The organism is Pseudomonas imperatae, from assembly GCF_057128625.1.
On record NZ_JBSKHP010000014.1, the window covers coordinates 151,388 to 174,380 of the forward strand.

Consider the following 22,993-nt stretch of genomic DNA (forward strand, 5'->3'; position numbering starts at 1 on the left):
GGCCGGTTAACCTCGAATCGCCCAGAAGGCCAGGTCCAGGCCAGGGAACTGCCCGGCAATATGGAACGCGAAGCCGCCCGACTGGCGCAGTTGCTGCCAGTGCTCGCTGCCACGATCCAGTTCGTAGTAGGTGGAACCGGCGTGGTAGGGCAGTTGGCGTGGCGCCACCGGCAACGGCAACAGGCCGATGCCTGGCAGTTGCAGGTTGACCAGGTCGCGGATGTGCTCCACCGAGCCCACCTTGCTCTGTTGGGCGAAACGTCCACGCAGGGTCTCGCCGGGTACGTCGGCGCGCACCACCAGGATGAAGCTGGCGTTGTCGATCAGGGTGCGGTCGGCCAGCATGGCCACGTGCACGCCGTAGGCTTTCTCGACGATCGGGATAGGCGTGGCCTTGCTGTCCATCAGCATCGACAGCGCCGCGCGCAGCGCCTGCATCACCGGCTCGAAGCTCAAGGCCAGGTTGTCGTGCTGGTACAGCGCGAATTCCTGCGGGCGCCGGGCCTCGCTGGCGAAGGTGGCGAACTCACCGGCCAGGCTCACCAGTTCACTGAACAGGCGCTCGGGGTGCAGCGGGCTCAGGCGCGCCAGGTGGGCAATCAATGGCTGGGCGCGGTTCACCAGTTGCAGCAGCATGAAGTCGGCGATTTCCGAGGCGCCGCCGGCGTTGCTGGCCACCACGCGGCCGGCCAGGGCTTCGGCGCGCTGGTGCAGCAGGCCCAGCAACTCGCGGGTGAAGCCGCCCAGCACCTTGCTGGCGGCCACGTCCAGCACCGGCGGTATGTAGCGCTCGTCCAGCACCAGCGCGCGGTCGGCGCGCTTTTCCACCACGCGCACCACGCCGATGGCGGCATGGTCGTCGAGGCCGTCCTGGGCGGTCAGCAGGCGCAGGGCACGGCTGCCCACGGCCACCGGGGCGCGGTTCTCGAACGGCGAGTTGTCGTCACGCACCTCGCGCACCTGGCTCTGGTAGCGGGCCGCCACGCTGCTCTCGCCTTCGTCGACAGTGTCGCGCACGCCGGCGCGCTTGAGTGGCAGGGCCAGGTACACGAGGCCGTCGCGCAGTTGTTCGTCGATGTCCAGCGGCGCCGGGGCCGGGTCATCGGCGGGTATGTTGAACGGCGTGCCGTCGGGCAGCAGGCCGCGGGCACTGAGGATTGCCAGCTTGCCCTGGCCCAGCAACGCTTGGTCCACCAGCAGTTCGGAAAAGCCCCAGCTGCCTGCCACGAAGGGCCGGCTGCGGGCGTCGATCAGGGTTTCCAGGTAGCGGTCGTGCTGCTGGAAATGCTGCGGGCGCAGGAACATCCCCTCCGACCACACCACTCGATTGTTCCAGGACATGGGTACTCCTTCGGATTAAGGGACGACGGCGGCGCTGCGCACCGCGTTGACGTCGAGGCTGATCTGCAACTCGCCGCCGGCGCCGGGCGCCACGGCGATCACCTCGCGCCATTGCGCCTGGTCGAGCGCGCGGTAGCCCACCACCAGGCCGAGCTGGCGGGTTGCAGGGTTGAGCTGGCGGGTCACCTTGCGGTATTCACCGGGCTGCACCAGCACCTCGTCCTGGTCCAGCAGGTCGCCACCCAGGGTGGCCTGGGCGCGGTCGGCGAGCGCGAAGTAGTCGGCACGGCTGAACACCGCGGCGTTTTTCAGCTCGTACAGGCGCACGCGGACCGGCGCGGGCGTACCGTCAGCACCAGGGTTGAGCACGGCGATGGCCTGCAGGTGCAGTACCAGGGGCGCGGCAGCCTTGTCCGCAATAGCGGGGGCGGGGGCCGGGTCCCTGGCACAGGCCGCCAGCAGCAAGATCGCCGCAGCAGCCAGTAAAACGCTGATCCTCATCCTGTGTCCTCAATGACAACGTCGTATCCGTGTGATCCTGGTGTTGCTCAGCGCCGACGCGAGCGGCTGCTGTGTTCCTCGTAGGCGCGGCTGAATTCGCGGCCGAACAGGTCTTGAAAATCGTCCTCGGCCTCGCCGGCAATCTGCTGGTAAAGCTCGGTGAATTGCTGCCAGTAGCGCGCCTGCCGCGAGCCCGCCAGCAGCCCCGCCAGGCCGCCGGGATTTTCCAGGCGGGCCTCCAGCGCGGCAGGTTCGAAGCGTTTGAGCAGCTGGCTGATAGCCGCCTGCACGCCGGCCATCACCGCCAGCTGGTGGGCGCGCAGGTCGTCGAAGCTGTCGGCGATAGCCTGGTCCGGCGCCATGAACGCTTGGTTGCCGTGGCGCAGCAGCAACAGCAGCGCCTCGTCGGCGTTGGGGGCGAACTTGAGCGGGTTGTTTTCCAACGGCTGGATCAGTGTCTGCTGCATGCGGAATTCGCCCTTGAGGCTGGCCCGGGCGCGCAGCACATCGATCAGGCCTTCCACCATCAGGCGGTAGCTACGGCCCAGGCTTTCCATCTGCGCTGCGGCTTGCTGGGGGTCTATGCGCAGGTGGGCCAGGCCGGCGCCCTGCAGGAAGGCTTGCAGCAGGTCAGAAGCGGTGGCCGGCGCAACGTCGTTGTTCGGTACGGGGGCTACAGCTTCAGGCTGTGGCGCGGGTGCAGGCGCCGTGCCCAGCAGATCCCAGTCCTCGGGAATCAGCGCCGCCGGTTGTGCAGGCGCTGGTGGCGTGGGGGCCGGGGGGCGGAAGTCATGCTGCTGGGCCGGTACATGGTCCGGTTGCGTGGCCGCTGCCACCGGTGCCGGTGCAAGAAAATCGAACAGGTCGGGCAAAGTGTCGCTGGCTGCCGCATGCTCGAATTGCGGCGGCACCCGCACGGCTGCCGCAGGCTGCGCCTGGGCGCCCAGCAGGGCCTCAAAGCTCAGTGGCTCGGCACCAGGGGAAACACTTCCACTGTTCCGTGGAGGTTCATGGGTGATAGTTGCCAGTATTTCATAGTCACCAATACGGATAACTTCGCCATCACTCAGGCGTTCACTGTTTCCTCTGCGCAAACGGATGGATGAGGTTGCAAGTTCCACTCCGTTTGTACTGTTATCAGTGATGAAGTAATGGCCCTCTCTATATTGCACGCAGCAGTGGCTAGATGATATCAGTCGCTCGGGGTCCGGTAATATCCAGTCATTATCTACTGCGCGGCCAATCTTCAAGACGCCACTGTCCAGCATCACTTCCGAACATTGTCCCGGCGTGATCTTGTGATAACTGGTAATAGTTAACCGTAGTGGCATTATGGCTCCATGCTGCCGTGCGCGCTGCATCCGTGCGTTGGGAAAACGCGCATTTTTCGGCGAAAAAATCGCTTTATTGCGCGAAAAATCCGCATTTTGTGTCAGTTTTGATTCTTATCGGCCCTGCCAAACTGCATGACGGCTAGTAGCGAGGCGCCATAGCTTACCTTGACAACGCCTATTAACTACACCAAAAATGTCGGACTTTCTACAATGTGGTAGTGGCTCGGTGATATCGCCGAGTTCATATTGGTGCAGAACAGTTCGATTTCGATACTGGAACTTCCGTGCCATTAACCCGCACACCAGCGGGCGATAAGGAGATCAAACTTGGTGGATGTCGCGCGCCTGCTCACCCCTGTTTCCGAGGAATTCCCCTGTGGGGAAGACCTGGAGTACGACCCGCAATTCCTGCAATTGGAACGGGCCGCACTTGGGCAACCCGAGCGCATCATGGGCGACGCCGTACTTGCCGCCGAGCCGCCTCAATGGCGTGAACTGAGCCAACAAAGCGAACAACTTCTGCAGCGCAGCAAAGACCTGCGCATCTGCCATTTCCTGCTCCAGGGCGCGCTTGCCGTGGAAGGGCTGCGCGGCCTGGCCGACGTGCTCGAACTGGTGCAGCGGCTGCTGGCGGACCACTGGCTGCAACTGCACCCGCTGCTGGACGCCGACGACGACAATGACCCCACCCTGCGCCTGAATGCGCTGATGGGGCTGGCCAGCGACACCACCCTGAACCTGCTGCGCGATACCCCCCTGGTGCGCTCCCGCGCGTTCGGCAGCATCAGCCTGCGCGCCGCCGCCAATGCCAGCGGCCTCCAGCATTTCCAGGGCGAGAGCCTGGGCGCCGACCAGTTGCGCGGCGCCTTGCAGGACAGTGATGCCGAACAGCTGCAGGCCACCCGCCAGGCGCTGGATGATGCGCGCCAGGCCCTGGCTGGCATCGAGCAGCAGGTAGCGGACCAGTTGGGCGTGGCCCAGGGTGTCGACCTGGGCGCCCTCGATCGGCCGCTGAAACTGGCGCAACAGATTCTGGGTGGCACGCCGCAGCAAGCGCCAGACGCCGCTGAAGCGGACGGCCCGGCCACCAGCGCCCAGGTGCATCACCTGCCAGCGGCGCCTCGCGCCAATGCCGACATCACCACCCGCGACGACGTGCTGCAAAGCCTGCAGCGCATCCTCGACTACTACGCCCGCCATGAGCCTTCCAGCCCGGTGCCGGTGCTGTTGAACCGTGCGCGGCAGCTGGTCAGCGCGGACTTCGCGGCCATCGTGCGCAACCTGATTCCCGACGGCATGTCCCAGTTCGAAAATTTGCGCGGTCCCGACGCCGAGTAGCGTCGTCGACCTCGTCGTATCGTCAGTGGCCGGCTGCCTTGGCAGGCCATGACCTCAACACATCGCCCAGGCGACCAGGAGGAGCAACGTGGCCACTACCAGTTCCCAGAAGTTCATTGCGCGCAACCGCGCCCCGCGCGTGCAGATCGAATACGACGTCGAGCTGTACGGCGCCGAGAAAAAGGTCCAGCTGCCGTTCGTGATGGGCGTGATGGCCGACCTCGCCGGCAAGCCCGAGGAACCCCTGGCGCCGGTCGCCGAGCGCAAGTTCCTGGAAATCGACGTCGACAATTTCGACTCGCGCCTCAAGGCCATGAAGCCGCGCGTGGCGTTCCACGTGCCCAACGAGCTGACCGGCGAGGGCAACCTGAGCCTGGACATCACCTTCGAAAGCATGGATGACTTCAGCCCCGCCGCCGTGGCGCGCAAGGTCGATGCCCTGAACCAGCTGCTGGAGGCCCGCACCCAACTGGCCAACCTGCTGACCTACATGGACGGCAAGACCGGCGCCGAAGACGTGATCATGAAGGCCATCCAGGACCCGGCGCTGCTGCAGGCCCTGGCCAGTGCGCCGAAGCCCAGCGACTCCGAGCCCAACACCTGATCAGGAAGATCCCCATGTCCGAGTTGATGAAAGACAGTCAGCCGCAGCCGGCGGTGACCGAGCAGGCCAGCGAGTTCGCCAACCTGCTGCTGCAGGAATTCAAACCCAAGACCGAGCGCGCCCGCGAGGCGGTCGAGACCGCCGTGCGCACCCTGGCCGAGCAGGCCCTGGCGCAGACCAACCTGGTGTCCAACGACGCCATCAAGTCGATCGAATCGATCATCGCGGCCATCGACGCCAAGCTGACCGCCCAGGTCAACCAGGTCATCCATCACCCTGAGTTCCAGAAGCTGGAAAGCGCCTGGCGCGGCCTGCACTACCTGGTCAACAACACCGAATCCGACGAGCAACTGAAGATCCGCGTGCTCAATATCGCCAAGCCGGAGCTGCACAAGACCCTGAAGAAATTCAAGGGCACGGCCTGGGACCAGAGCCCGATCTTCAAGAAAATGTACGAGGAAGAGTACGGCCAGTTCGGCGGCGAGCCTTACGGCTGCCTGGTGGGCGACTACTACTTCGACCAGTCGCCACCCGACGTGGAGCTGCTGGGCGAGCTGTCCAAGGTGTGCGCGGCCATGCACGCGCCGTTCATTGCCGCCGCGTCGCCGACGGTGATGGGCATGGGTTCGTGGCAGGAGCTGTCCAACCCGCGCGACCTGACCAAGATCTTCACCACGCCCGAGTACGCCGGTTGGCGCTCGCTGCGCGAGTCGGAAGATTCGCGCTACATCGGCCTGACCATGCCGCGCTTCCTGGCGCGCCTGCCGTACGGCGCCAAGACTGACCCGGTGGAAGCCTTCGCCTTCGAGGAGAACACCGACGGCGCCGACAGCAGCAAGTACACCTGGGCCAACGCCGCCTACGCCATGGCCGTGAACATCAACCGCTCGTTCAAGCACTACGGCTGGTGCTCGCGTATCCGCGGCGTGGAGTCGGGCGGTGAAGTGCAGAACCTGCCGGCACACACGTTCCCCACCGACGATGGTGGCGTGGACATGAAGTGCCCGACCGAGATCGCCATCTCCGACCGCCGCGAGGCCGAGCTGGCGAAGAACGGCTTCATGCCGCTGCTGCACAAGAAGAACACTGACTTCGCCGCATTCATCGGCGCCCAGTCGCTGCAGAAACCGGCCGAATACGACGACCCGGACGCCACCGCCAACGCCAACCTGGCCGCGCGCCTGCCGTACCTGTTCGCCACCTGCCGTTTCGCCCATTACCTGAAGTGCATCGTGCGCGACAAGATCGGCTCGTTCAAGGAAAAGGACGACATGCAGCGCTGGCTGCAGGACTGGATCCTGAACTACGTCGACGGCGACCCGGCGCACTCCACCGAGACCACCAAGGCCCAGCACCCGCTGGCCGCCGCCGAGGTGGTGGTGGAAGAAGTGGAAGGCAACCCGGGTTACTACAACTCGAAATTCTTCCTGCGCCCGCACTACCAGCTCGAAGGCCTGACCGTCTCCCTGCGCCTGGTTTCCAAGCTGCCATCGGCCAAGGGCGCCTGACCCCGATACACAGCGATGCGGCGCCCCGGGCGCCGCGTCATCGCCACTAACGCATTCCAGGAGGAATCATGGCAGTAGACATGTTCATCAAGATCGGTGACATCAAGGGCGAGTCCCAGGACTCGGCGCACAAGGACGAAATCGACGTCCAAGGCTGGAGCTGGGGCATGTCCCAGAGCGGCAGCATGCACCTGGGCAGCGGCGGCGGTGCCGGCAAGGTCAACGTTCAGGACCTGTCCATCACCAAGTTCATCGACAAGTCCAGCCCGAACCTGATGATGGCCTGCTCCAGCGGCAAGCACTACCCCGAAGCCAAGCTGGTCATTCGCAAGGCCGGCGGCGAGAGCCAGGTCGAGTATATGATCATCACCCTCAAGGAAGTGCTGATCTCGTCGCTGAGCACCGGCGGCACCAGCCACGATGACCGCCTGACCGAGAACGTCACCCTCAACTTCGCCCAGGTGCTGGTCGACTACCAGCCGCAGAAAGCCGACGGCACCAAGGACGGCGGCCCGGTCAAGTACGGCTGGAACATCCGCCAGAACGTCAAGCTCTGACCGCCCCCGGCAGTGGCGCCTGCGCGCCGCTGCCCTTGTCTGCCCTTGCCCCTTCGGTGCCTGAACCATGGCCACGCCTTCCAATGTCCTCAACCCGCGCGAGCGCCTGCAGCCGTCGCTGCTTGACCGCCTGAGCGATGACCGGCCTGGCGTGCTCGAGGAGCCGGCCGAGCAGCGCGCGCTGTCGCTCAACCAGCTCAAGGAGTCGGTGTTGCGCGACCTCACCTGGCTGCTCAACAGCACTTGCCTGCTGGACGCCGACGCCACGCGCGACACCCCGGCGGGCTCTTCGGTGCTCAACTACGGGCTGCCGGCGCTGGCGGGCAACAGCGTCTCCAACGTCGACATCCAGGCGCTGGAGCAGGTGATCCGGCAGACCATCATCACCTTCGAGCCGCGCATCCTCGCCGCCAGTGTGCGGGTCAAGGCCTGCCTGGCGCCAAGCGAGATGGACCACAATGCCCTGAGCTTCGCCATCGAAGGCGACCTGTGGGCGCAGCCGGTGCCGTTGCGCCTGCTGCTGCAGACCGACCTGGACCTGGAATCGGGCCATGTGCGTGTGGTGCAGGCCGAACGGAGGCGCCCATGAACCCGCGCCTGCTGGAGTTCTACAACCAGGAACTGCAACACATCCGCGACGGCGCCGCCGAGTTCGCCCAGCAGTACCCGAAGATCGCCGGGCGCCTGTCGCTGAGCGGCATCGAGTGCGCCGATCCCTACGTGGAGCGCCTGCTGGAGGGCTTTGCCTACCTGACCGCGCGGGTGCAGCTCAAGCTGGACGCCGAGTACCCGACCTTCACCCACAACCTGCTGGAGATCGCGTACCCGCACTACCTGGCGCCCACGCCGTCGATGACCGTGGTGCAGTTCAACCCGGACCCCGAGGAGGGCGCCCTGGGCGCCGGCTTCACCCTCAAGCGCGGCACCGCCCTGCGGGCCACCCTGGGGCGCGACAGCCAGACCTGCTGTGAATACCGCACCGCCCATGACGTCACCTTGTGGCCCCTGGCGTTGGCCCAGGCGGAATACTTCGGCAACCCCCAGGCCGTGCTGGGGCGCCTGGCGGCCAGCGAGCCCAAGGCCCGTGCCGGCCTGCGCCTGACCCTGCGCACCAGCGCCGGGCAGCCGTTCAGCGAGCTGGCCCTGGACGCGCTGCCGCTGTACCTGCACGGTGCCGGTGAACAGCCGTCGCGGCTGCTTGAGCAGCTGCTGGGCAACGCCTGCGCGGTGTTCGTGCGAGAGCCGGGGACCGAAAGGGTCGCGCGCCTGGCGGCGGATGCGCTGCGCCCCCGTGGTTTCGATGACGCTGACGCAGCCTTGCCCGTGGTGCCCAGGGCGTTCCAGGGTTACCGCCTGCTGCAGGAATATTTCGCCCTGCCGCAGCGCTTCCTGTTCGTCGAGTTCAGCGGCCTGCAGGGCGCCGTGCGCCAATGCCAGGGCCAGGCGCTGGAACTGATCGTGCTGTTCAACAGCCACGACAAGGCCTTGGAAGGGCAGGTGGACGCCAGCCATTTCAAGCCGTTCTGCGCGCCGGCGATCAACCTGTTCCCACGGCGCCTGGACCGTATTCACCTGTCCGACCGGGTCAACGAGCACCACGTGATCGCCGACCGCACCCGGCCGATGGACTTCGAAGTGCATTCGCTGACCGAACTCAGTGGCCACGGCACCGGGCCGGACCAGCCGTTCCTGCCGTTCTACGCCGTGCGCGACCCGTCGCGCTACGGCCGCGACCAGGCCTATTACGTGGTGCGCCGCGAGCCGCGAGTGCTGTCCAGCAACCAGCGGCGCCTGGGCCCGCGTTCCAACTACGTGGGCAGCGAGACCTTTGTCAGCCTGGTGGACGCCAACCAGGCGCCCCACCGCCATGACCTGCGCCAGCTGGGCGTGGGCGCGCTGTGCACCAACCGCGACCTGCCGCTGTTCATGACCCTGGGCAGCGGCAGCACCGATTTCACCCTGTCCGACAGCGCCCCGGTGCTTTCGGTGCGCTGCCTGGCCGGGCCCAGCCGCCCGCGCGCCAGCCACGCCCACGACGGCAAGGCCTGGCGCCTGATCAGCCAGCTGTCGCTCAACTACCTGTCGCTGACCGAACAGGGGCAGGGCGCGGCGGCCTTGCGCGAACTGTTGCGCCTCTACGGCGACGACCATGACCCGGCCCTGCAATTGCAGATCGAGGGCCTGCGCGACGTCAGCGCCAGCCCCTGCACCCGGCGCCTGCCCATGCCGGGCCCGATCGTGTTCGGGCGCGGCCTGGAGATCACCCTGACGTTCGATGAAAACGCCTTCCGGGGCGCTGGCGTGTTCCTGCTGGGCGCGGTGTTCCAGCGTTTCCTGGCGCGCTATGTGTCGATCAACAGCTTCACCGAGACCGTCATCAAGACCACCGAACGCGGCGAGATCATGCGATGGAAAGCCCAGCCCGGCTGCCGGCCGACCCTGTGAGCAGCCAACCGGCCATGCAGGCGGCGCCCTGGGAGTTTGACTTCTTCCAGGCGCTGCGCCGCCTGCAATGCGAAGCGCCGCAGCTGCCACGCCTGGGCCATTCGCGGCGGCTGAGCGAGGACGCCCTGCGCCTGGGCCAGCGTGCCGACTGCACCTTCGCACCTTCGACCCTGGCCGCGCTGACACCGGCCGAGGAGGGCAGGGCCGCGCGCCTGGAGCAGTTCTTCTTCGGCCTGGGCGGCCCCAACGGGCCCATGCCGCTGCCGATGACCGAATACGTGCGCGACCGCGAGCGCAACCAGGGCGACAGCACCACCAAGCATTTCCTCGACATGTTCCACCACCGCTTGCTGAGCCTGTTCTACCGCGCCTGGGCCGAAGCCCGGCCCACGGTGAGCCACGACCGCCCCGACGACGACTACTGGTCGGCGCGCCTGGCGGCCCTGTGCGGCCGTGGCATGGACAGCCTGCTGGGCCAGGGCCCGATCAGCGACAGCGCCACCTTCCACTACAGCGGCCACCTGGCCGCGCAGACTCGCTACCCGGATGGCCTGCGCGCGATCCTCGGCGAATATTTCGGCGTACCGGTGGCCGTCGAGGAGTACGTGGGCCAGTGGCTGCAGCTGCCCGACCGCAACCGTCTGGGCGTGGAACATTGCCGCCTGGGCGAAGACCTGTGCCTGGGCAGCCATGCCTGGGACCGCCAGCATAAATTCCGCCTGCGCCTGGGGCCCTTGTCGCTGGAGCGCTACATGGCCCTGCTGCCGGGCGGCGCGCTGTTCATCGAGCTGGCCGCCTGGGTGCGCGAATACCAGGGCGACGAGCTGGACTGGGACTTGAACCTGGTGCTGGAGCAGGCCCAGGTACCCCCTGTCACCCTGGGTGGCGACAGCCGCCTGGGCTTCAACACCTGGCTTGGCAGCCCCGGCGCGGATGCCGCCGACCTGCTGCTGTCACGGCATTACGCCGACCCTCACATTGCAAAGGACTTGACCCATGGGTGAAATCAGCCGCGCCGCGCTGTTCGGCAAGCTCAACAGCGTGGCCTACAAGGCCATCGAAGCCGCCACGGTATTCTGCAAGTTGCGCGGCAACCCCTATGTGGAGCTGGCGCACTGGTTCCATCAGTTGCTGCAACTGCAGGACAGCGACCTGCACCGCATCATCCGCCAGTTCAACCTCGACCCGGCGCGGGTCGCCAAGGGCCTGACCGAGGCGCTGGACCGGCTGCCGCGTGGCTCCACCTCGATCACCGACCTGTCCTCGCAGGTGGAGGAGAGCGTGGAACGCGGCTGGGTCTACGGCAGCCTGATGTTCGGCGCAAGCCAGGTGCGCAGCGGCTACCTGCTGATCGGCATCCTCAAGACCCCCAGCCTGCGCCATGCGCTGCTGAATCTGAGCCCCGAGTTCGACAAGCTGAAGGCGGAGGCGCTGACCGAGCGCTTCGACGAATACGTGGGCGACTCGCCGGAAAACGCCTTGGCTGCCACCGACGGTTTCGACGCCGGCGCGGTGCCGGGCGAGGCCAGCAGTGCGCTCGCGCCCAGCGCCCTGGGCAAGCAGGAGGCGCTCAAGCGCTTCACCGTCGACCTTACCGAGCAGGCCCGCAGCGGCAAGCTGGACCCTATCGTCGGCCGCGACGACGAGATCCGCCAGCTGGTGGACATCCTCATGCGCCGTCGCCAGAACAACCCGATCCTCACCGGCGAAGCCGGGGTGGGCAAGACCGCGGTGGTGGAAGGCTTCGCCCTGCGCATCGTCGCCGGCGACGTGCCGCCGGCGCTCAAGGACGTGGAGCTGCGCAGCCTCGACGTCGGCCTGCTGCAGGCCGGCGCCAGCATGAAAGGCGAGTTCGAGCAGCGCCTGCGCCAGGTCATCGAGGACGTGCAGGCGTCGCCCAAGCCGATCATCCTGTTCATCGACGAAGCCCACACCCTGGTAGGCGCCGGTGGCGCGGCCGGTACCGGCGATGCGGCCAACCTGCTCAAGCCGGCCCTGGCCCGTGGCACCCTGCGCACCGTGGCCGCCACTACCTGGGCGGAGTACAAGAAGCACATCGAGAAAGACCCGGCCCTGACCCGTCGTTTCCAGGTGGTGCAGGTGCCCGAGCCGTCGGAAGCCAAGGCGCTGCTGATGATGCGCGGCGTGGCCTCGACCATGGAGCGCCACCATCAGGTGCAGGTGCTCGACGAGGCGCTGGAAGCGGCGGTCAAGCTGTCCCACCGCTACATTCCGGCGCGCCAGTTGCCGGACAAGTCCGTGAGCCTGCTGGACACTGCCTGCGCCCGCGTGGCCATCAGCCTCCACGCGGTGCCGGCCGAGGTCGATGACAGCCGCCGGCGCATCGAGGCGCTGGAAACCGAGCTGGGCATCATCGCCCGCGAGCATGCCATCGGCGTCGATGTGTCGAGCCGCCAGGGCGGCGTCGAGGATGCCTTGGGCACCGAGCGTGCGCGGCTGGCCGAGCTGGAAGGACGTTGGAGCGACGAAAAGGTGCTGGTCGAAGAGTTGCTGATGCTGCGCGCCAGCCTGCGCGAAAGCCTGGGCAGCGTGGACGCGGAGGAAGGCGGCGCCCAGGACCACGCCCAGCGCGCGCAGCTGCGCGACGTGCAGAAGCGCCTGGCCGACTTGCAAGGTGAGGCGCCGCTGATCCTGCCCACCGTCGACTACCAGGCGGTGGCCGCGGTGGTCGCCGACTGGACCGGCATTCCGGTGGGGCGCATGGCGCGCAACGAAATCGAGACCGTGCTCAAGCTCGACCAGCTCATGGCCAAGCGCATCATTGGCCAGGACCACGCCCTGAAGATGATCGCCAAGCGCATCCAGACCTCCCGCGCCGGCCTCGACAACCCCAGCAAGCCCATCGGCGTGTTCATGCTGGCTGGGACCTCGGGCGTGGGCAAGACCGAGACCGCCCTGGCCCTGGCCGAGGCGCTGTATGGCGGCGAGCAGAACATCATCACCATCAACATGAGTGAATTCCAGGAAGCCCACACCGTGTCCACCCTCAAGGGCGCGCCGCCCGGCTACGTGGGCTATGGCGAAGGCGGCGTGCTGACTGAGGCGGTGCGGCGCAAGCCCTACAGCGTGGTACTGCTGGACGAAGTGGAAAAAGCCCACCCCGACGTGCACGAAATCTTCTTCCAGGTGTTCGACAAGGGCGTGATGGAGGACGGCGAAGGCCGGCTCATCGACTTCAAGAACACCCTGATCCTGCTGACCACCAACGCCGGCACCGAGATGATTGCCAGGTTGTGCCAGGCGGGCCTCACTGCGCCCGATCCAGAGGCGATCGCCAAGGCGCTGCGCCAGCCGTTGCTGGACATCTTCCCGCCGGCGCTGCTGGGACGGTTGGTGACCATTCCGTACTACCCGCTCAACGACGACATGCTCAAGGCCATCACCCGCCTGCAGCTGGAGCGTATCAAGCGGCGAGTCGAGGGTAGCCACAAGGTGGCCTTCGACTACGACGACGCCGTGGTGGCGCTGATCGTCTCGCGCTGCACCGAGCACGAGAGCGGCGGGCGCATGATCGACGCCATCCTCACCAACAGCCTGCTGCCGGACATGAGCCGCGAGTTCCTGACCCGGATGCTCGACGGGCAACCCCTGGCCGGCGTGCGCATCAGCGTGCGCGACCAGGCCCTGCACTACGACTTCGGCAGCGCCCACTGACCATGTTCTTCAGCCAAAGCACGCGCCTGGTCCAGGTGTTCAGCCCACTCGCCGACGACACCCTGCTGCTCAAGGACATGGGCGGCGTGGAAGAGCTGGGGCGGTTGTACGCCTACGACGTGCAGCTGACTTCCCGGGACGCGGACATTGATCTCAACCTGCTGCTGGGCAAGCCCATGGCCCTGGGCCTGCAGCTGGACGACGGCGGCACCCGTTACTTCCATGGCGTGGTGGCGCGCTGCAGCCAGAACAATGGCCGCGGCCAGTTCGCCAGCTATCAGGTGACCCTGCGGCCGTGGTTGTGGCTGCTGACCCGGACCTCGGACTGCCGAATTTTCCAGCACATGAGCGTGCCGCAGATCGTCAAGCAGGTGTTCCGCGACCTGGGCTTTTCCGACTTCGAGGACCTGCTCAGCCGCAGCTACCGCGAGTGGGAATACTGCGTGCAGTACCGGGAGAACAGCTTCGACTTCGTCAGCCGGCTGCTGGAGAAGGAAGGCATCTACTACTACTTCCGCCACGCAAAGGAGCGCCACGTGCTGGTGCTCGCTGACGCCTATGGCGCCCACGCAAGCGCGGCGGGCTACGGCGTGGTGCCGTTCTACCCGCCCGATGGCCAGCAGCGCGAGCGCGACCACCTCTACGACTGGCGCCTGGCCCAAGAGGTGCAGTCGGGCTCGGTGGAACTCAACGATTACGATTTCCAGCGCCCCAGCGCACGCATCGACGTGCGCGCCGAGGTGCCGCGGCCCCACGACTACGCCGACTACCCGCTGTACGACTACCCCGGCGCCTACGTGCAGAGCCAGGATGGCGAGCATTATTCGCGCACCCGGGTCGAGGCCCTGCAAAGCCTGCACGAGCGCGTGGAGCTGACCGGCAACGCCCGTGGGTTGGGCGCCGGCCTGTTGTTCAGCCTGAGCAACTTCGCCCGCCAGGACCAGAACCGCGAATACCTGATCGTCGCCAGCCGCTACTTCATCACCCAGGAAGACCTGGAAAGCGGGCAGGGCGCCGGCCAGTTGCAGTTCGAAAGCCACCTGAGCTGCATCGACGCCCAGCAGAGCTTTCGCCCGCTGGCGCTGACCCACCGGCCTATCGTGCGTGGCCCGCAGACCGCCGTGGTGGTGGGCCCGGCCAACGAGGAAATCTGGACCGACCAATATGGCCGGGTGAAGGTGCATTTCCACTGGGACCGCCACGACCAATCCAACGAAAACAGTTCGTGCTGGATTCGCGTGTCCCAGACCTGGGCCGGCAAGAACTGGGGCTCCATGCAGATTCCGCGCATCGGCCAGGAGGTCATCGTCAGCTTCCTGGAAGGCGATCCCGACCGGCCGATCATCACCGGCCGCGTCTACAACGCCGAGCAGCCGGTGCCCTACGACCTGCCCGCCAACGCCACCCAGAGCGGTACCAAGAGCCGCTCCAGCAAGGGCGGCACGCCGGCCAACTTCAATGAAATCCGCATGGAGGACAAGAAGGGCGCCGAGCAGCTGTTCATCCATGCCGAGCGCAACCAGGACATCGAGGTGGAGCATGACGAAACCCACTGGGTGGGCCACAACCGCACCAGCACCGTCGACCTCAATGAACGGGTGACCATCGGCGCCAACCGGGTGCGGGCGGTGAAGCAGGACGACGTGCTGATGGTGGGCGCCAGCAAGCGCGACAGCGTCAGCGTCAGCTACCTGCTGGAAGTGGGCGAGAACCTGCGGCTGGTGTGCGGCGACAGCGTGCTCGAACTCAACGCCAGTGGCCAGATCAATCTCACCGGCAAGGCCATCAACTTCTTCGCCAGCAAGGACGCGCAGTTCAACACCGGCGGCAACCTCAACCTCAATATCGGCGGCGATGCCGGTGCCACCCCTGAAGGCCAAGGGGTCAAGGGCAGCATCGACAGCGCAGTGGCCGCCATGTTTCCCAAGCCCCAAGGCAGTGCCTCATGACTTACCGTACCGAGCAATTGCAATTCCAGCTGCCTGACGCCGACGTGCAGGATGCGTCCATCAACATCCTCAAGTTTCCCGCCCTGGGCACTTCGCTGATCATCAGCCGCAGCTTGCTGGCCGATGGCGAAACCCTGCAAAGCAACTTCGAGGGCCAGCTCAAGCGCATGGAACAGCAGATCCAGGACCTGCGCTTCCAGCCACCCGCCGCGGTGCAGGTGGGCCGGGCGCATGACGTGCCGGCGTTCGAGCTGCGCAGCCAGTTCAGCAAGGGCGCCGAGAAGGTCTTCCAGTACCAGCTGGCGCTGGTGGTGCCCGGCACCCGCCAGATGCTTGCGCTCAGCTACGTGAAGCCGCAGCCGCTGGGCGAGGCCGAGGCCGCGCACTGGCAGGCGATCAAGCAGACGCTTGCCCTGCAGCCTCCCGCCTGAGTTCGCCCGAGCATGTCTGATGCCCTGTGGGCCGCCCGCCAGGGCGATGCGCTGATGCACTCGTCGATGATGGCCGACATCCTCGGTGGCGTGCTGGAGGTGGCTGCCTATGGCGTCATTGGCGCCGTGGCCACGGCGGCCGTGGTCGCCGCCACGGGCATCACCGTCGCCACCGGCGGCCTGGGCGCGTGCGTGTTCGGCGCGGTCATGGGCGCGGCGGTCGGCATGGGCATGAGCGCCACCGGCCTGGACAAGGGCCTCACGAACCTGTGCGACGGCATCGCCAACGCGCTGTTTCCGCCAGTGGTGGAAGCCAACATTCTCACCGGTTCCGGCAACGTCTTCATCAACGGCAAGCCGGCTGCCCGCGCCGCCGGCAAGCTGGGCAGCGCTGCCGAGGCCGCCGGCACCGACCTCAGCCAGGCCGAGGCGGAGCCGGAGCCTGAACCGGAGGAAGGCAGCTTCCTGGACATGGCCAAGGGCTTCTTCTCGCAGCTGTGGCAGCCCACGGTGGCCATGGCATCGCCCCTGGCGGTGCCGTGCCCGGACGACATGATTGCCTGCATGAAGCACCCGCCGGGAGCGCCGCAGTTTCTCGCCGAGGGCTCCAGCAAGGTCAGCATCAACGGCCAGCCGGCGGTGCGCAGCGGTGATCGCAGTACCTGCGAGGCCACGGTGGTGGGCGCCGGGCTGATCTCTTCCAACGTGCGCATTGGCGGCGGCTCGGTGGTGGTGCGCGACATTCGCAGCGGCAAGACCCCGGGCGTGGGGCTGGCCATCAGCGTGCTGCTGGCGCTGCGCGGCGGCAAGGGCAAGTTTTTCAGCCGCCTACCGTGCATGGCCCTGGGCATGGTGCGCGGCTTCATGGTCGACCAGGCCATCGGCGCGGCCGCCAACGCCATCATCGGCTCGCCGCATCCGGTGCACGCGGCCACGGGTGCCAAGGTGCTCAACGGCGATGACGACACCGACTTCGTCCTGCCGGGAATCATCCCGCTGGAGTGGCGACGCTTCTACAGCAGCGCCGACCTGCGCCAGGACGGGCTGTTCGGCGCGGGCTGGAGCCTGGCCTTCGAGGTGCAGGTCGAGGTGCTGGCGCACCCCGATGGCGGCGATCAGCTGGTGTACACCGACGAGCAGGGCCGGCGCATCGAGATGGGCGCCATACCCCTGGGTGGCGCGGTGTTCAGTGCCGGGGAGGGCTTGAGCGTGCGGCGCCACGCCAGCGGCCAGTTGCTGATCGAGAGCGTGGACGGGCTGTACCGGCTGTTCGAGCCGGTGGCCGGCGGCAGGCTGCGGCTGGCGCAACTGGGTGACCGCAACGACAACCGCCTCTACCTCAGCTACGACGACCGGGGGCGGTTGGCGCGCCTGCATGACGGCCTGGAAGTGGTGCAGGCCGAGCTGCTGTACGACCCGGTCTGGCCCCGCCGCGTGGCGGCCGTCGATCGCGTTTACCCTGACCAGAGCCGCGAGCGCCTGGCCCAGTACCGCTATGACCAGGCCGGGGACCTGGCGGCCGTCAGCAACGCCGAGGGCCGTACCGTCCGCCAGTTTGCCTACGATGCTGGCCGGCGCATGGTCGAACACCAATTGCCCGCCGGCCTGCGCTGCTTTTATGAGTGGGCGCCCTTCGCCGACGGCGATTGGCGGGTAGTGCGCAGCTGGACTGACGATGGCGAGCACTACCAGTTCGACTACGACCTGGGCCAGGGCCTGACCCGCATCACCGACAGCCTGGGCCGCAGCAGCATGCGGCAGTGGAACCCGCAGTTCCAGATCATCCGTTCCACCGACACCCTCGGCCACACCTGGCACTTCAACTGGAACGACGAACGCCAGTTGTTGGGCGCGGTGGACCCCAAGGGCGGCGAGTGGGCGTTTGCCTACGACGACTCCGGCAACCTGGCCTCATCCACCGATGCTCTGGGGCAGACCCAAAGCACGGTCTGGCTGGAGCACTGGTCGCTGCCGCTGGCCGAGACCGACGCGGCCGGCAACAGCTGGCGCTACCGCTACGACCCGCGCGGCAACCTCAGCGCCGAGACCGACCCGCTGGGCCACGTGACGCGCTACCGCCACGACCGCCGCGGCCAGGTGGTGGAAATTGTCGATGCCACCGGCAAATCAAAGCGGCTGCGCTGGAACGACGCGGGCCAGATTACCCAACACATCGATTGCTCCAGCTACCCCACGGAGTTTTCCTACGACAAGCGTGGCAACCTGCAGGCGGTCACCGACGCCCTTGGCGAGAGTTCGCTGTACCACCACGACCCCATGGGGCGCCTGGTGCGCAGCGAGTTGCCCGACGGCCGCAGTGAACAGTTCCTGCGCGACGCCAGCGGCCAGCTGCTGGCCTACACCGACCCGGCTGGGCACACCACCCGCTACCACCGCGACCGCCGTGGCCAGGTGCGCCAGCGGCTGGACCCGCTCAGCCGCCAGGTGCAATTCAGCTACGACCCATATGGCCGCCTGCAGGCGCTGACCAACGAGAACGGCGAGAGCTACCGCTTCACCTGGGACGCCGGCGACCGCCTCATCGAGCAGCAGGACCTCGATGGCAGCGCCCGCCGCTACGGCTACGACGCCCTGAACAGCGTTATTGCCGTGCAATATCGCCCGGCGCCCACCGAGTGGGGCGACGCCACGCCGTTGCTGCATTGGCTGCAGCGTGATGCCATCGGCCAGCTGCGCGCCAAGCTCACCGACGATGGCCGCACCGCCTACCGCTATGATCCCGTCGGCCAGCTGACCGAGGTCGGCTTCAGTGGACGGGATGGTAGCGAACAGGCATTGAGCTTCAGTTACGACGCCTTGGGCCAGCTACTGCAGGACACCAGCAGCGCAGGCGTCCTGCAGCATCATTACGACGAACTTGGCAACCTCATCCAGACCCAGCTGCCCGACGGCCGCTGGCTCAACCGCCTGCATTACGGCAGCGGCCACCTGCACCAGCTCAACCTCGACGGCCGGGTGATCAGCGACTTCGAACGCGACCGCCTGCACCGCGAGGTGCTGCGCACCCAGGGCCAGCTCAACACCCGCAGCGACTACGACCGCGCGGGCCGCCTGCGCAGCCGCCTGCGCCGCCCCAACAGCCAACCGGCCGTGTTGCCCGCTCCGGCACAGCAACGCTTCGACTACGACCCCAGCGACAACCTGGTCGGCCGCTTCAACCAGCAGGACGACGAGCGCCGCCAGGACCTGCTGCACTACGACGCCACCGGCCGCATCATTGCCGCCCAGCAGGGCATGCGCCTGGAAACCTTCGCCTACGACGCCGCCGCCAACCTGCTGGACGGCCCGGCAGCTGGCGCGGGGCTGGTGGTGCACAACAAACTGCTCACCTACCAGGACAAGCGCTACCGCTACGACGGCTTTGGCCGGCTGCTCGAGAAGCGCAAGGGCAGCCACCTGATACAGCGGTTCACCTACGACGCCGAACACCGCATCACCGCCATCCACACCCAGGACGGCCACCGCCAGACCGTGCTGCGCATGACCTACGACCCATTGGGACGGCGCATCGCCAAGCGCGAGCACGACGGCAACGGTTTCCCGCTGGGCGAAACCCGTTTCGACTGGGATGGCCTGCGCCTGCTGCAAGAACACCGCCACGGCCGCAGCAGCCTCTACGTCTACGCCAGCGAAGGCAGCTACGAGCCGCTGGCGCGGGTGGACGGCAGCGGAGCCGAGGCCAGGATCCGCTACTACCACAACGACCTCAACGGCCTGCCCGAGCAGCTCACCGAAGCCGACGGCCACACCGTGTGGCGCGCGCAGTACCAAGTGTGGGGCAACACCGTCGAAGAGGTGCGCGAGCCGTACTACATTGAAGAGCAGAACCTGCGGTTCCAGGGGCAGTACCTGGACCGGGAGACGGGGCTGCACTACAACACGTTCCGGTTTTATGATCCGGATGTGGGACGGTTTGTTTCGCCGGATCCGATTGGGTTGAATGGCGGTCTTAACCTCTATCTTTTTGCATCCAACCCAATTGCCTGGACCGATCCTTTAGGGCTTAGTCCTGAAGATTTAGTAAGGTATAAGGTCAGACCAACGATTACACCGCAGCCCGGTGCCCGTGGTACGGCTATTACCCGAGCTTGGGGCGAGGAAAGGTCCTTGGTGGCCCAGGGTGGTGGTTCCCGCGACTGGACGGCGACGGAGCGCCAGACAATCCTGAGTACTAAAAATAACGCACAGCTTTCTTCAATCATGTCTGAGGCTGGCTATACCGGGCATCACATTAATAGTGTTGAAGGTAACGGGACGCTGGGCGCTGCATGGAAGGGTGACCCGCGTAACATCGTATTTTTACAGAATGCCAACCACCCTAGTGGTATCGATGAGCATCTGAATAGTATGCAAGGTCACAGGGGCAAATATGCGAATGCTGGTAAGGGCCGTTTGATTGACCGCCTCAGGAGCGCGGGACAAAACGGTAAATGTGGCGGTTGAATGAAAAGCCGGAGGAAAAATGAGCGGGCTGATAGATGCGTTGCAATCCTTGGTTGCCATACATGCTAAATATAAATTAAGTGGGCAATTCGTAAAAAACAGTCACGTTACCGGTCTCTGGCCGTCAAGCCTGCCGTCTCATCCATTACTTGGCGAGCTTTATTCGTTATTTGAGCCTGTCGACGTAAAGGTGGAAACGGGTGTTACTCCTGTCCGGTTCGCGCAGGTTAGCAGTATCGAAAGATTCCAGGTGGGGTATCGATGGTACCAAAGTCCAACTGGCCTTTCCGCCATAGAGGACTGGCCTGCGCAGTTTCTGGTAATCATGGATGATAGTGGGGGCGGGAAGCCAATTATCGTTGCTGCTGCAACCGAACTCCTGGAAGTCTATGCAGCCTATGACAGCGTGACGCCCTTCAAAATTGCCGACTCTCTCGCCGATTTTATTAATGCTCTAGTTGAATTGATAGCGTTGGTCTATGGAGCGTTTCAGGTATTCGAGGTGCAGGATGACAACGGCATAAGGGAAGATTTCACTCATGCCTTGGCCACACGAGTGATTCCTATCTTGGGTGCAGATAATTTTGATGGTTTCATAGACTATTTCTACGGTTGAGATCGCCCAAAATAGCGGTATCAATGAAGGAAATTCAGGGGCGCCGGCCTTGGGTTCCTACCACGCGTCTGGCCTCATCGAAAATCTCCTGCCCGCACACCTAGCGGCAGCCAACCACGGACCCCATCCCCACAGCCTCATCTCCCAAAACGAAAAAAGCCCCAAGGCGCAAACCTTGGGGCTTTTTCATCTATATGGCGCACTTGGCGGGATTCGAACCCACGACCCCTGCCTTCGGAGGGCAGTACTCTATCCAGCTGAGCTACAAGTGCAAGCGGGCGCCATGATACCCATCTCGGGGGTGGGCGTCTATTGCGCTGACGTGTGGATGATTTCGCACAGGGGCGGGTCAGAGGGCTGCGCCAGTCGGAAATCAGTGCCGTTGGGGGGAATTTTGTTCTTTTTTCCGAACAGCCTATTGTCCTTTACCCCCATTGCTCCTAGGATTCGTTTGAGATTTCAAACGCTCCCCCAGTCCGGTGCTGCGCTCGCACGGGTAACATCCTGTGCGCATTTGGTGTTTTGCCCGGCATATGATTTCCTGACGGCAGTTCCACCAGGAACGCCTTTCGAACAATCAACAATTTGCCCCGTGTGCGCACGGTGCTGTTAAGGAAGCCGACATGCAGCTCAAAGACGCTCAGTTGTTCCGCCAGAAAGCCTACCTCGATGGTGTGTGGGCAGATGCGGACAACGGCCAGACCATCAAGGTCAACAACCCGGCCACGGGAGAGATCCTGGGTACCGTGCCAAAGATGGGCGCCGCTGAAACCCGCCGCGCCATCGAAGCCGCCGACAAGGCGCTGCCAGCCTGGCGTGCACTGACCGCCAAGGAACGCTCGAACAAGCTGCGCCGCTGGTTCGAACTGATGATCGAGAACCAGGACGACCTGGCTCGCCTGATGACCCTGGAACAAGGCAAGCCGCTGGCCGAAGCCAAGGGCGAAATCGCCTACGCCGCCTCGTTCATCGAGTGGTTCGCTGAAGAAGCCAAGCGCGTCTATGGCGACACCATCCCTGGCCACCAGCCAGACAAGCGCCTGATCGTCATCAAGCAGCCAATCGGCGTTACCGCGGCCATCACCCCGTGGAACTTCCCGGCCGCCATGATCACCCGTAAAGCCGGCCCGGCCCTGGCCGCTGGCTGCACCATGGTGCTCAAGCCTGCCTCGCAGACCCCGTTCTCGGCCCTGGCCCTGGCCGAACTGGCCGAGCGCGCCGGCATCCCCAAAGGCGTGTTCAGCGTAGTCACCGGCAGCGCCGGCGACATCGGCAGCGAGCTGACCGGCAACCCGATCGTGCGCAAGCTTTCGTTCACCGGCTCGACCGAAATCGGTCGCCAGCTGATGTCCGAATGCGCCAAGGACATCAAGAAAGTCTCCCTGGAGCTGGGCGGCAACGCGCCGTTCATCGTGTTCGACGACGCTGACCTGGATAAGGCCGTCGAAGGCGCGATCATCTCCAAGTACCGCAACAACGGCCAGACCTGCGTCTGCGCCAACCGCATCTACGTGCAGGACGGTGTCTACGACGCGTTCGCCGAGAAGCTGAAAGTGGCCGTGAACAAACTGAAGATCGGCAACGGTCTGGAAGAGGGCACCACCACTGGCCCGCTGATCGATGACAAGGCCGTGGCCAAGGTCAAGGAACACATCGCCGACGCCCTGAGCAAAGGCGCTACCGTGCTGACCGGCGGCAACGCGATGGAAGGCAACTTCTTCGAGCCGACCGTGCTGGTCAACGTGCCGAAGAACGCTGCCGTGGCCAAGGAAGAAACCTTCGGCCCGCTGGCGCCGCTGTTCCGCTTCAAAGATGAAGCCGAAGTGATCGCCATGTCCAACGACACCGAGTTCGGCCTGGCGTCGTACTTCTACGCCCGTGACATGAGCCGCGTGTTCCGCGTTGCCGAGGCCCTGGAATACGGCATGGTGGGTATCAACACCGGCCTGATCTCCAATGAAGTGGCGCCGTTCGGCGGTATCAAGGCGTCGGGCCTGGGCCGTGAAGGCTCCAAGTACGGCATCGAAGACTACCTGGAAATCAAATACCTCTGCATTTCGGTCTGATCCGCAGCGGTAACCAGCCGCCGGGGCGCGAGAGCGACGTCCCGGCGGTTTTCATGCAGCACCCGCAACACCCTTTTCGTGGCCGGGAGGCCGTGACAGTCGATCATCGTATGCTGTCGCCGTTGACCCCCGCTGCTTGATCCTTGAACCACGCCGCCCGATGA

16 protein-coding genes and 1 tRNA gene are annotated in these 22,993 nt (G+C 65.4%); 13 read left to right on the top strand and 4 right to left on the bottom strand.

From position 1 onward, the window contains the following. Positions 1–6: 6 nt before the first annotated feature. From tssK to tagH, 3 genes are read right to left on the bottom strand one after another with little or no spacing between them, the layout of a single operon-like run. Positions 7–1,341, bottom strand: coding sequence for a type VI secretion system baseplate subunit TssK (tssK, locus tag ACWKWX_RS18965; protein ID WP_483828560.1), 1,335 nt, complete (start codon positions 1,339–1,341; stop codon positions 7–9). Between the two features lie 15 nt (positions 1,342–1,356). After that, positions 1,357–1,842 carry a type VI secretion system lipoprotein TssJ gene (gene tssJ / locus ACWKWX_RS18970; protein ID WP_483828561.1) on the bottom strand — a complete coding sequence of 162 codons (486 nt, stop codon included), beginning with the start codon at positions 1,840–1,842 and terminating at the stop codon, positions 1,357–1,359. 47 nt (positions 1,843–1,889) lie between these two features. Beyond that, a complete protein-coding gene (tagH, locus tag ACWKWX_RS18975; RefSeq protein WP_483828562.1) occupies positions 1,890–3,173 on the bottom strand; it encodes a type VI secretion system-associated FHA domain protein TagH in 1,284 nt (427 codons plus the stop codon). 333 nt (positions 3,174–3,506) lie between these two features. Between tagH and tssA the strand changes: the two genes are divergently transcribed. The 12 genes from tssA (at position 3,507) to ACWKWX_RS19035 (ending at position 20,763) form a co-directional block, all read left to right on the top strand. Beyond that, positions 3,507–4,514 (top strand): type VI secretion system protein TssA, encoded by a 1,008-nt coding sequence (gene tssA, locus ACWKWX_RS18980; RefSeq protein WP_416421580.1) that lies wholly within the window; start codon positions 3,507–3,509, stop codon positions 4,512–4,514. Between the two features lie 88 nt (positions 4,515–4,602). Then, positions 4,603–5,118 (top strand): type VI secretion system contractile sheath small subunit, encoded by a 516-nt coding sequence (gene tssB, locus ACWKWX_RS18985; protein WP_483828563.1) that lies wholly within the window; start codon positions 4,603–4,605, stop codon positions 5,116–5,118. Positions 5,119–5,132: 14 nt separating this feature from the next. Continuing rightward, positions 5,133–6,626, top strand: a complete 1,494-nt coding sequence (gene tssC, locus ACWKWX_RS18990; protein ID WP_416421578.1) for a type VI secretion system contractile sheath large subunit — start codon at positions 5,133–5,135, stop codon at positions 6,624–6,626. 68 nt (positions 6,627–6,694) lie between these two features. Next, positions 6,695–7,183, top strand: a complete 489-nt coding sequence (locus ACWKWX_RS18995; protein ID WP_416421577.1) for an Hcp family type VI secretion system effector — start codon at positions 6,695–6,697, stop codon at positions 7,181–7,183. A 67-nt stretch (positions 7,184–7,250) separates the two neighbouring features. Next, on the top strand, positions 7,251–7,772 hold the full coding sequence (gene tssE / locus ACWKWX_RS19000; protein ID WP_416421576.1) for a type VI secretion system baseplate subunit TssE: 522 nt from the start codon (positions 7,251–7,253) through the stop codon (positions 7,770–7,772). Further along, positions 7,769–9,628 carry a type VI secretion system baseplate subunit TssF gene (gene tssF / locus ACWKWX_RS19005; RefSeq protein WP_483828564.1) on the top strand — a complete coding sequence of 620 codons (1,860 nt, stop codon included), beginning with the start codon at positions 7,769–7,771 and terminating at the stop codon, positions 9,626–9,628. Before tssE ends, tssF begins: the two co-directional genes overlap by 4 nt. Further along, positions 9,592–10,632: a type VI secretion system baseplate subunit TssG gene (gene tssG / locus ACWKWX_RS19010; protein WP_416421574.1), complete on the top strand. Its 1,041-nt coding sequence runs from the start codon at positions 9,592–9,594 to the stop codon at positions 10,630–10,632. Before tssF ends, tssG begins: the two co-directional genes overlap by 37 nt. After that, positions 10,625–13,303 carry a type VI secretion system ATPase TssH gene (gene tssH / locus ACWKWX_RS19015; protein ID WP_483828565.1) on the top strand — a complete coding sequence of 893 codons (2,679 nt, stop codon included), beginning with the start codon at positions 10,625–10,627 and terminating at the stop codon, positions 13,301–13,303. Before tssG ends, tssH begins: the two co-directional genes overlap by 8 nt. Positions 13,304–13,305: 2 nt before the next feature. Continuing rightward, on the top strand, positions 13,306–15,252 hold the full coding sequence (locus ACWKWX_RS19020) for a type VI secretion system Vgr family protein (protein WP_483828566.1): 1,947 nt from the start codon (positions 13,306–13,308) through the stop codon (positions 15,250–15,252). Continuing rightward, positions 15,249–15,683: a DcrB-related protein gene (locus ACWKWX_RS19025; protein ID WP_416421571.1), complete on the top strand. Its 435-nt coding sequence runs from the start codon at positions 15,249–15,251 to the stop codon at positions 15,681–15,683. Before ACWKWX_RS19020 ends, ACWKWX_RS19025 begins: the two co-directional genes overlap by 4 nt. Before the next feature lie 12 nt (positions 15,684–15,695). Beyond that, positions 15,696–20,147, top strand: coding sequence for an RHS repeat-associated core domain-containing protein (locus ACWKWX_RS19030; protein WP_483828567.1), 4,452 nt, complete (start codon positions 15,696–15,698; stop codon positions 20,145–20,147). Between the two features lie 19 nt (positions 20,148–20,166). Continuing rightward, entirely contained in the window at positions 20,167–20,763 is a 597-nt protein-coding gene (locus ACWKWX_RS19035; RefSeq protein WP_483828568.1) for a hypothetical protein, read from the top strand. Between the two features lie 195 nt (positions 20,764–20,958). Here ACWKWX_RS19035 and ACWKWX_RS19040 read toward each other — a convergent pair. Beyond that, positions 20,959–21,035, bottom strand: a tRNA-Arg gene (locus tag ACWKWX_RS19040). Between the two features lie 351 nt (positions 21,036–21,386). Between ACWKWX_RS19040 and gabD the strand changes: the two genes are divergently transcribed. Then, positions 21,387–22,829 carry an NADP-dependent succinate-semialdehyde dehydrogenase gene (gene gabD / locus ACWKWX_RS19045; RefSeq protein ID WP_416421566.1) on the top strand — a complete coding sequence of 481 codons (1,443 nt, stop codon included), beginning with the start codon at positions 21,387–21,389 and terminating at the stop codon, positions 22,827–22,829. The last annotated feature ends 164 nt before the right edge of the window (positions 22,830–22,993 follow it).

Bases quoted from the DNA above. Each gene is read 5' to 3' on its own strand.
- tssK (WP_483828560.1), bottom strand. From the start codon at position 1,341: ATGTCCTGGAACAATCGAGTGGTGTGGTCGGAGGGGATGTTCCTGCGC.
- tssJ (WP_483828561.1), bottom strand. From the start codon at position 1,842: ATGAGGATCAGCGTTTTACTGGCTGCTGCGGCGATCTTGCTGCTGGCG.
- tagH (WP_483828562.1), bottom strand. From the start codon at position 3,173: ATGCCACTACGGTTAACTATTACCAGTTATCACAAGATCACGCCGGGA.
- tssC (WP_416421578.1), top strand. From the start codon at position 5,133: ATGTCCGAGTTGATGAAAGACAGTCAGCCGCAGCCGGCGGTGACCGAG.
- ACWKWX_RS18995 (WP_416421577.1), top strand. From the start codon at position 6,695: ATGGCAGTAGACATGTTCATCAAGATCGGTGACATCAAGGGCGAGTCC.
- tssE (WP_416421576.1), top strand. From the start codon at position 7,251: ATGGCCACGCCTTCCAATGTCCTCAACCCGCGCGAGCGCCTGCAGCCG.
- tssF (WP_483828564.1), top strand. From the start codon at position 7,769: ATGAACCCGCGCCTGCTGGAGTTCTACAACCAGGAACTGCAACACATC.
- tssG (WP_416421574.1), top strand. From the start codon at position 9,592: ATGGAAAGCCCAGCCCGGCTGCCGGCCGACCCTGTGAGCAGCCAACCG.
- tssH (WP_483828565.1), top strand. From the start codon at position 10,625: ATGGGTGAAATCAGCCGCGCCGCGCTGTTCGGCAAGCTCAACAGCGTG.
- ACWKWX_RS19020 (WP_483828566.1), top strand. From the start codon at position 13,306: ATGTTCTTCAGCCAAAGCACGCGCCTGGTCCAGGTGTTCAGCCCACTC.
- ACWKWX_RS19025 (WP_416421571.1), top strand. From the start codon at position 15,249: ATGACTTACCGTACCGAGCAATTGCAATTCCAGCTGCCTGACGCCGAC.
- ACWKWX_RS19030 (WP_483828567.1), top strand. From the start codon at position 15,696: ATGTCTGATGCCCTGTGGGCCGCCCGCCAGGGCGATGCGCTGATGCAC.
- ACWKWX_RS19035 (WP_483828568.1), top strand. From the start codon at position 20,167: ATGAGCGGGCTGATAGATGCGTTGCAATCCTTGGTTGCCATACATGCT.
- gabD (WP_416421566.1), top strand. From the start codon at position 21,387: ATGCAGCTCAAAGACGCTCAGTTGTTCCGCCAGAAAGCCTACCTCGAT.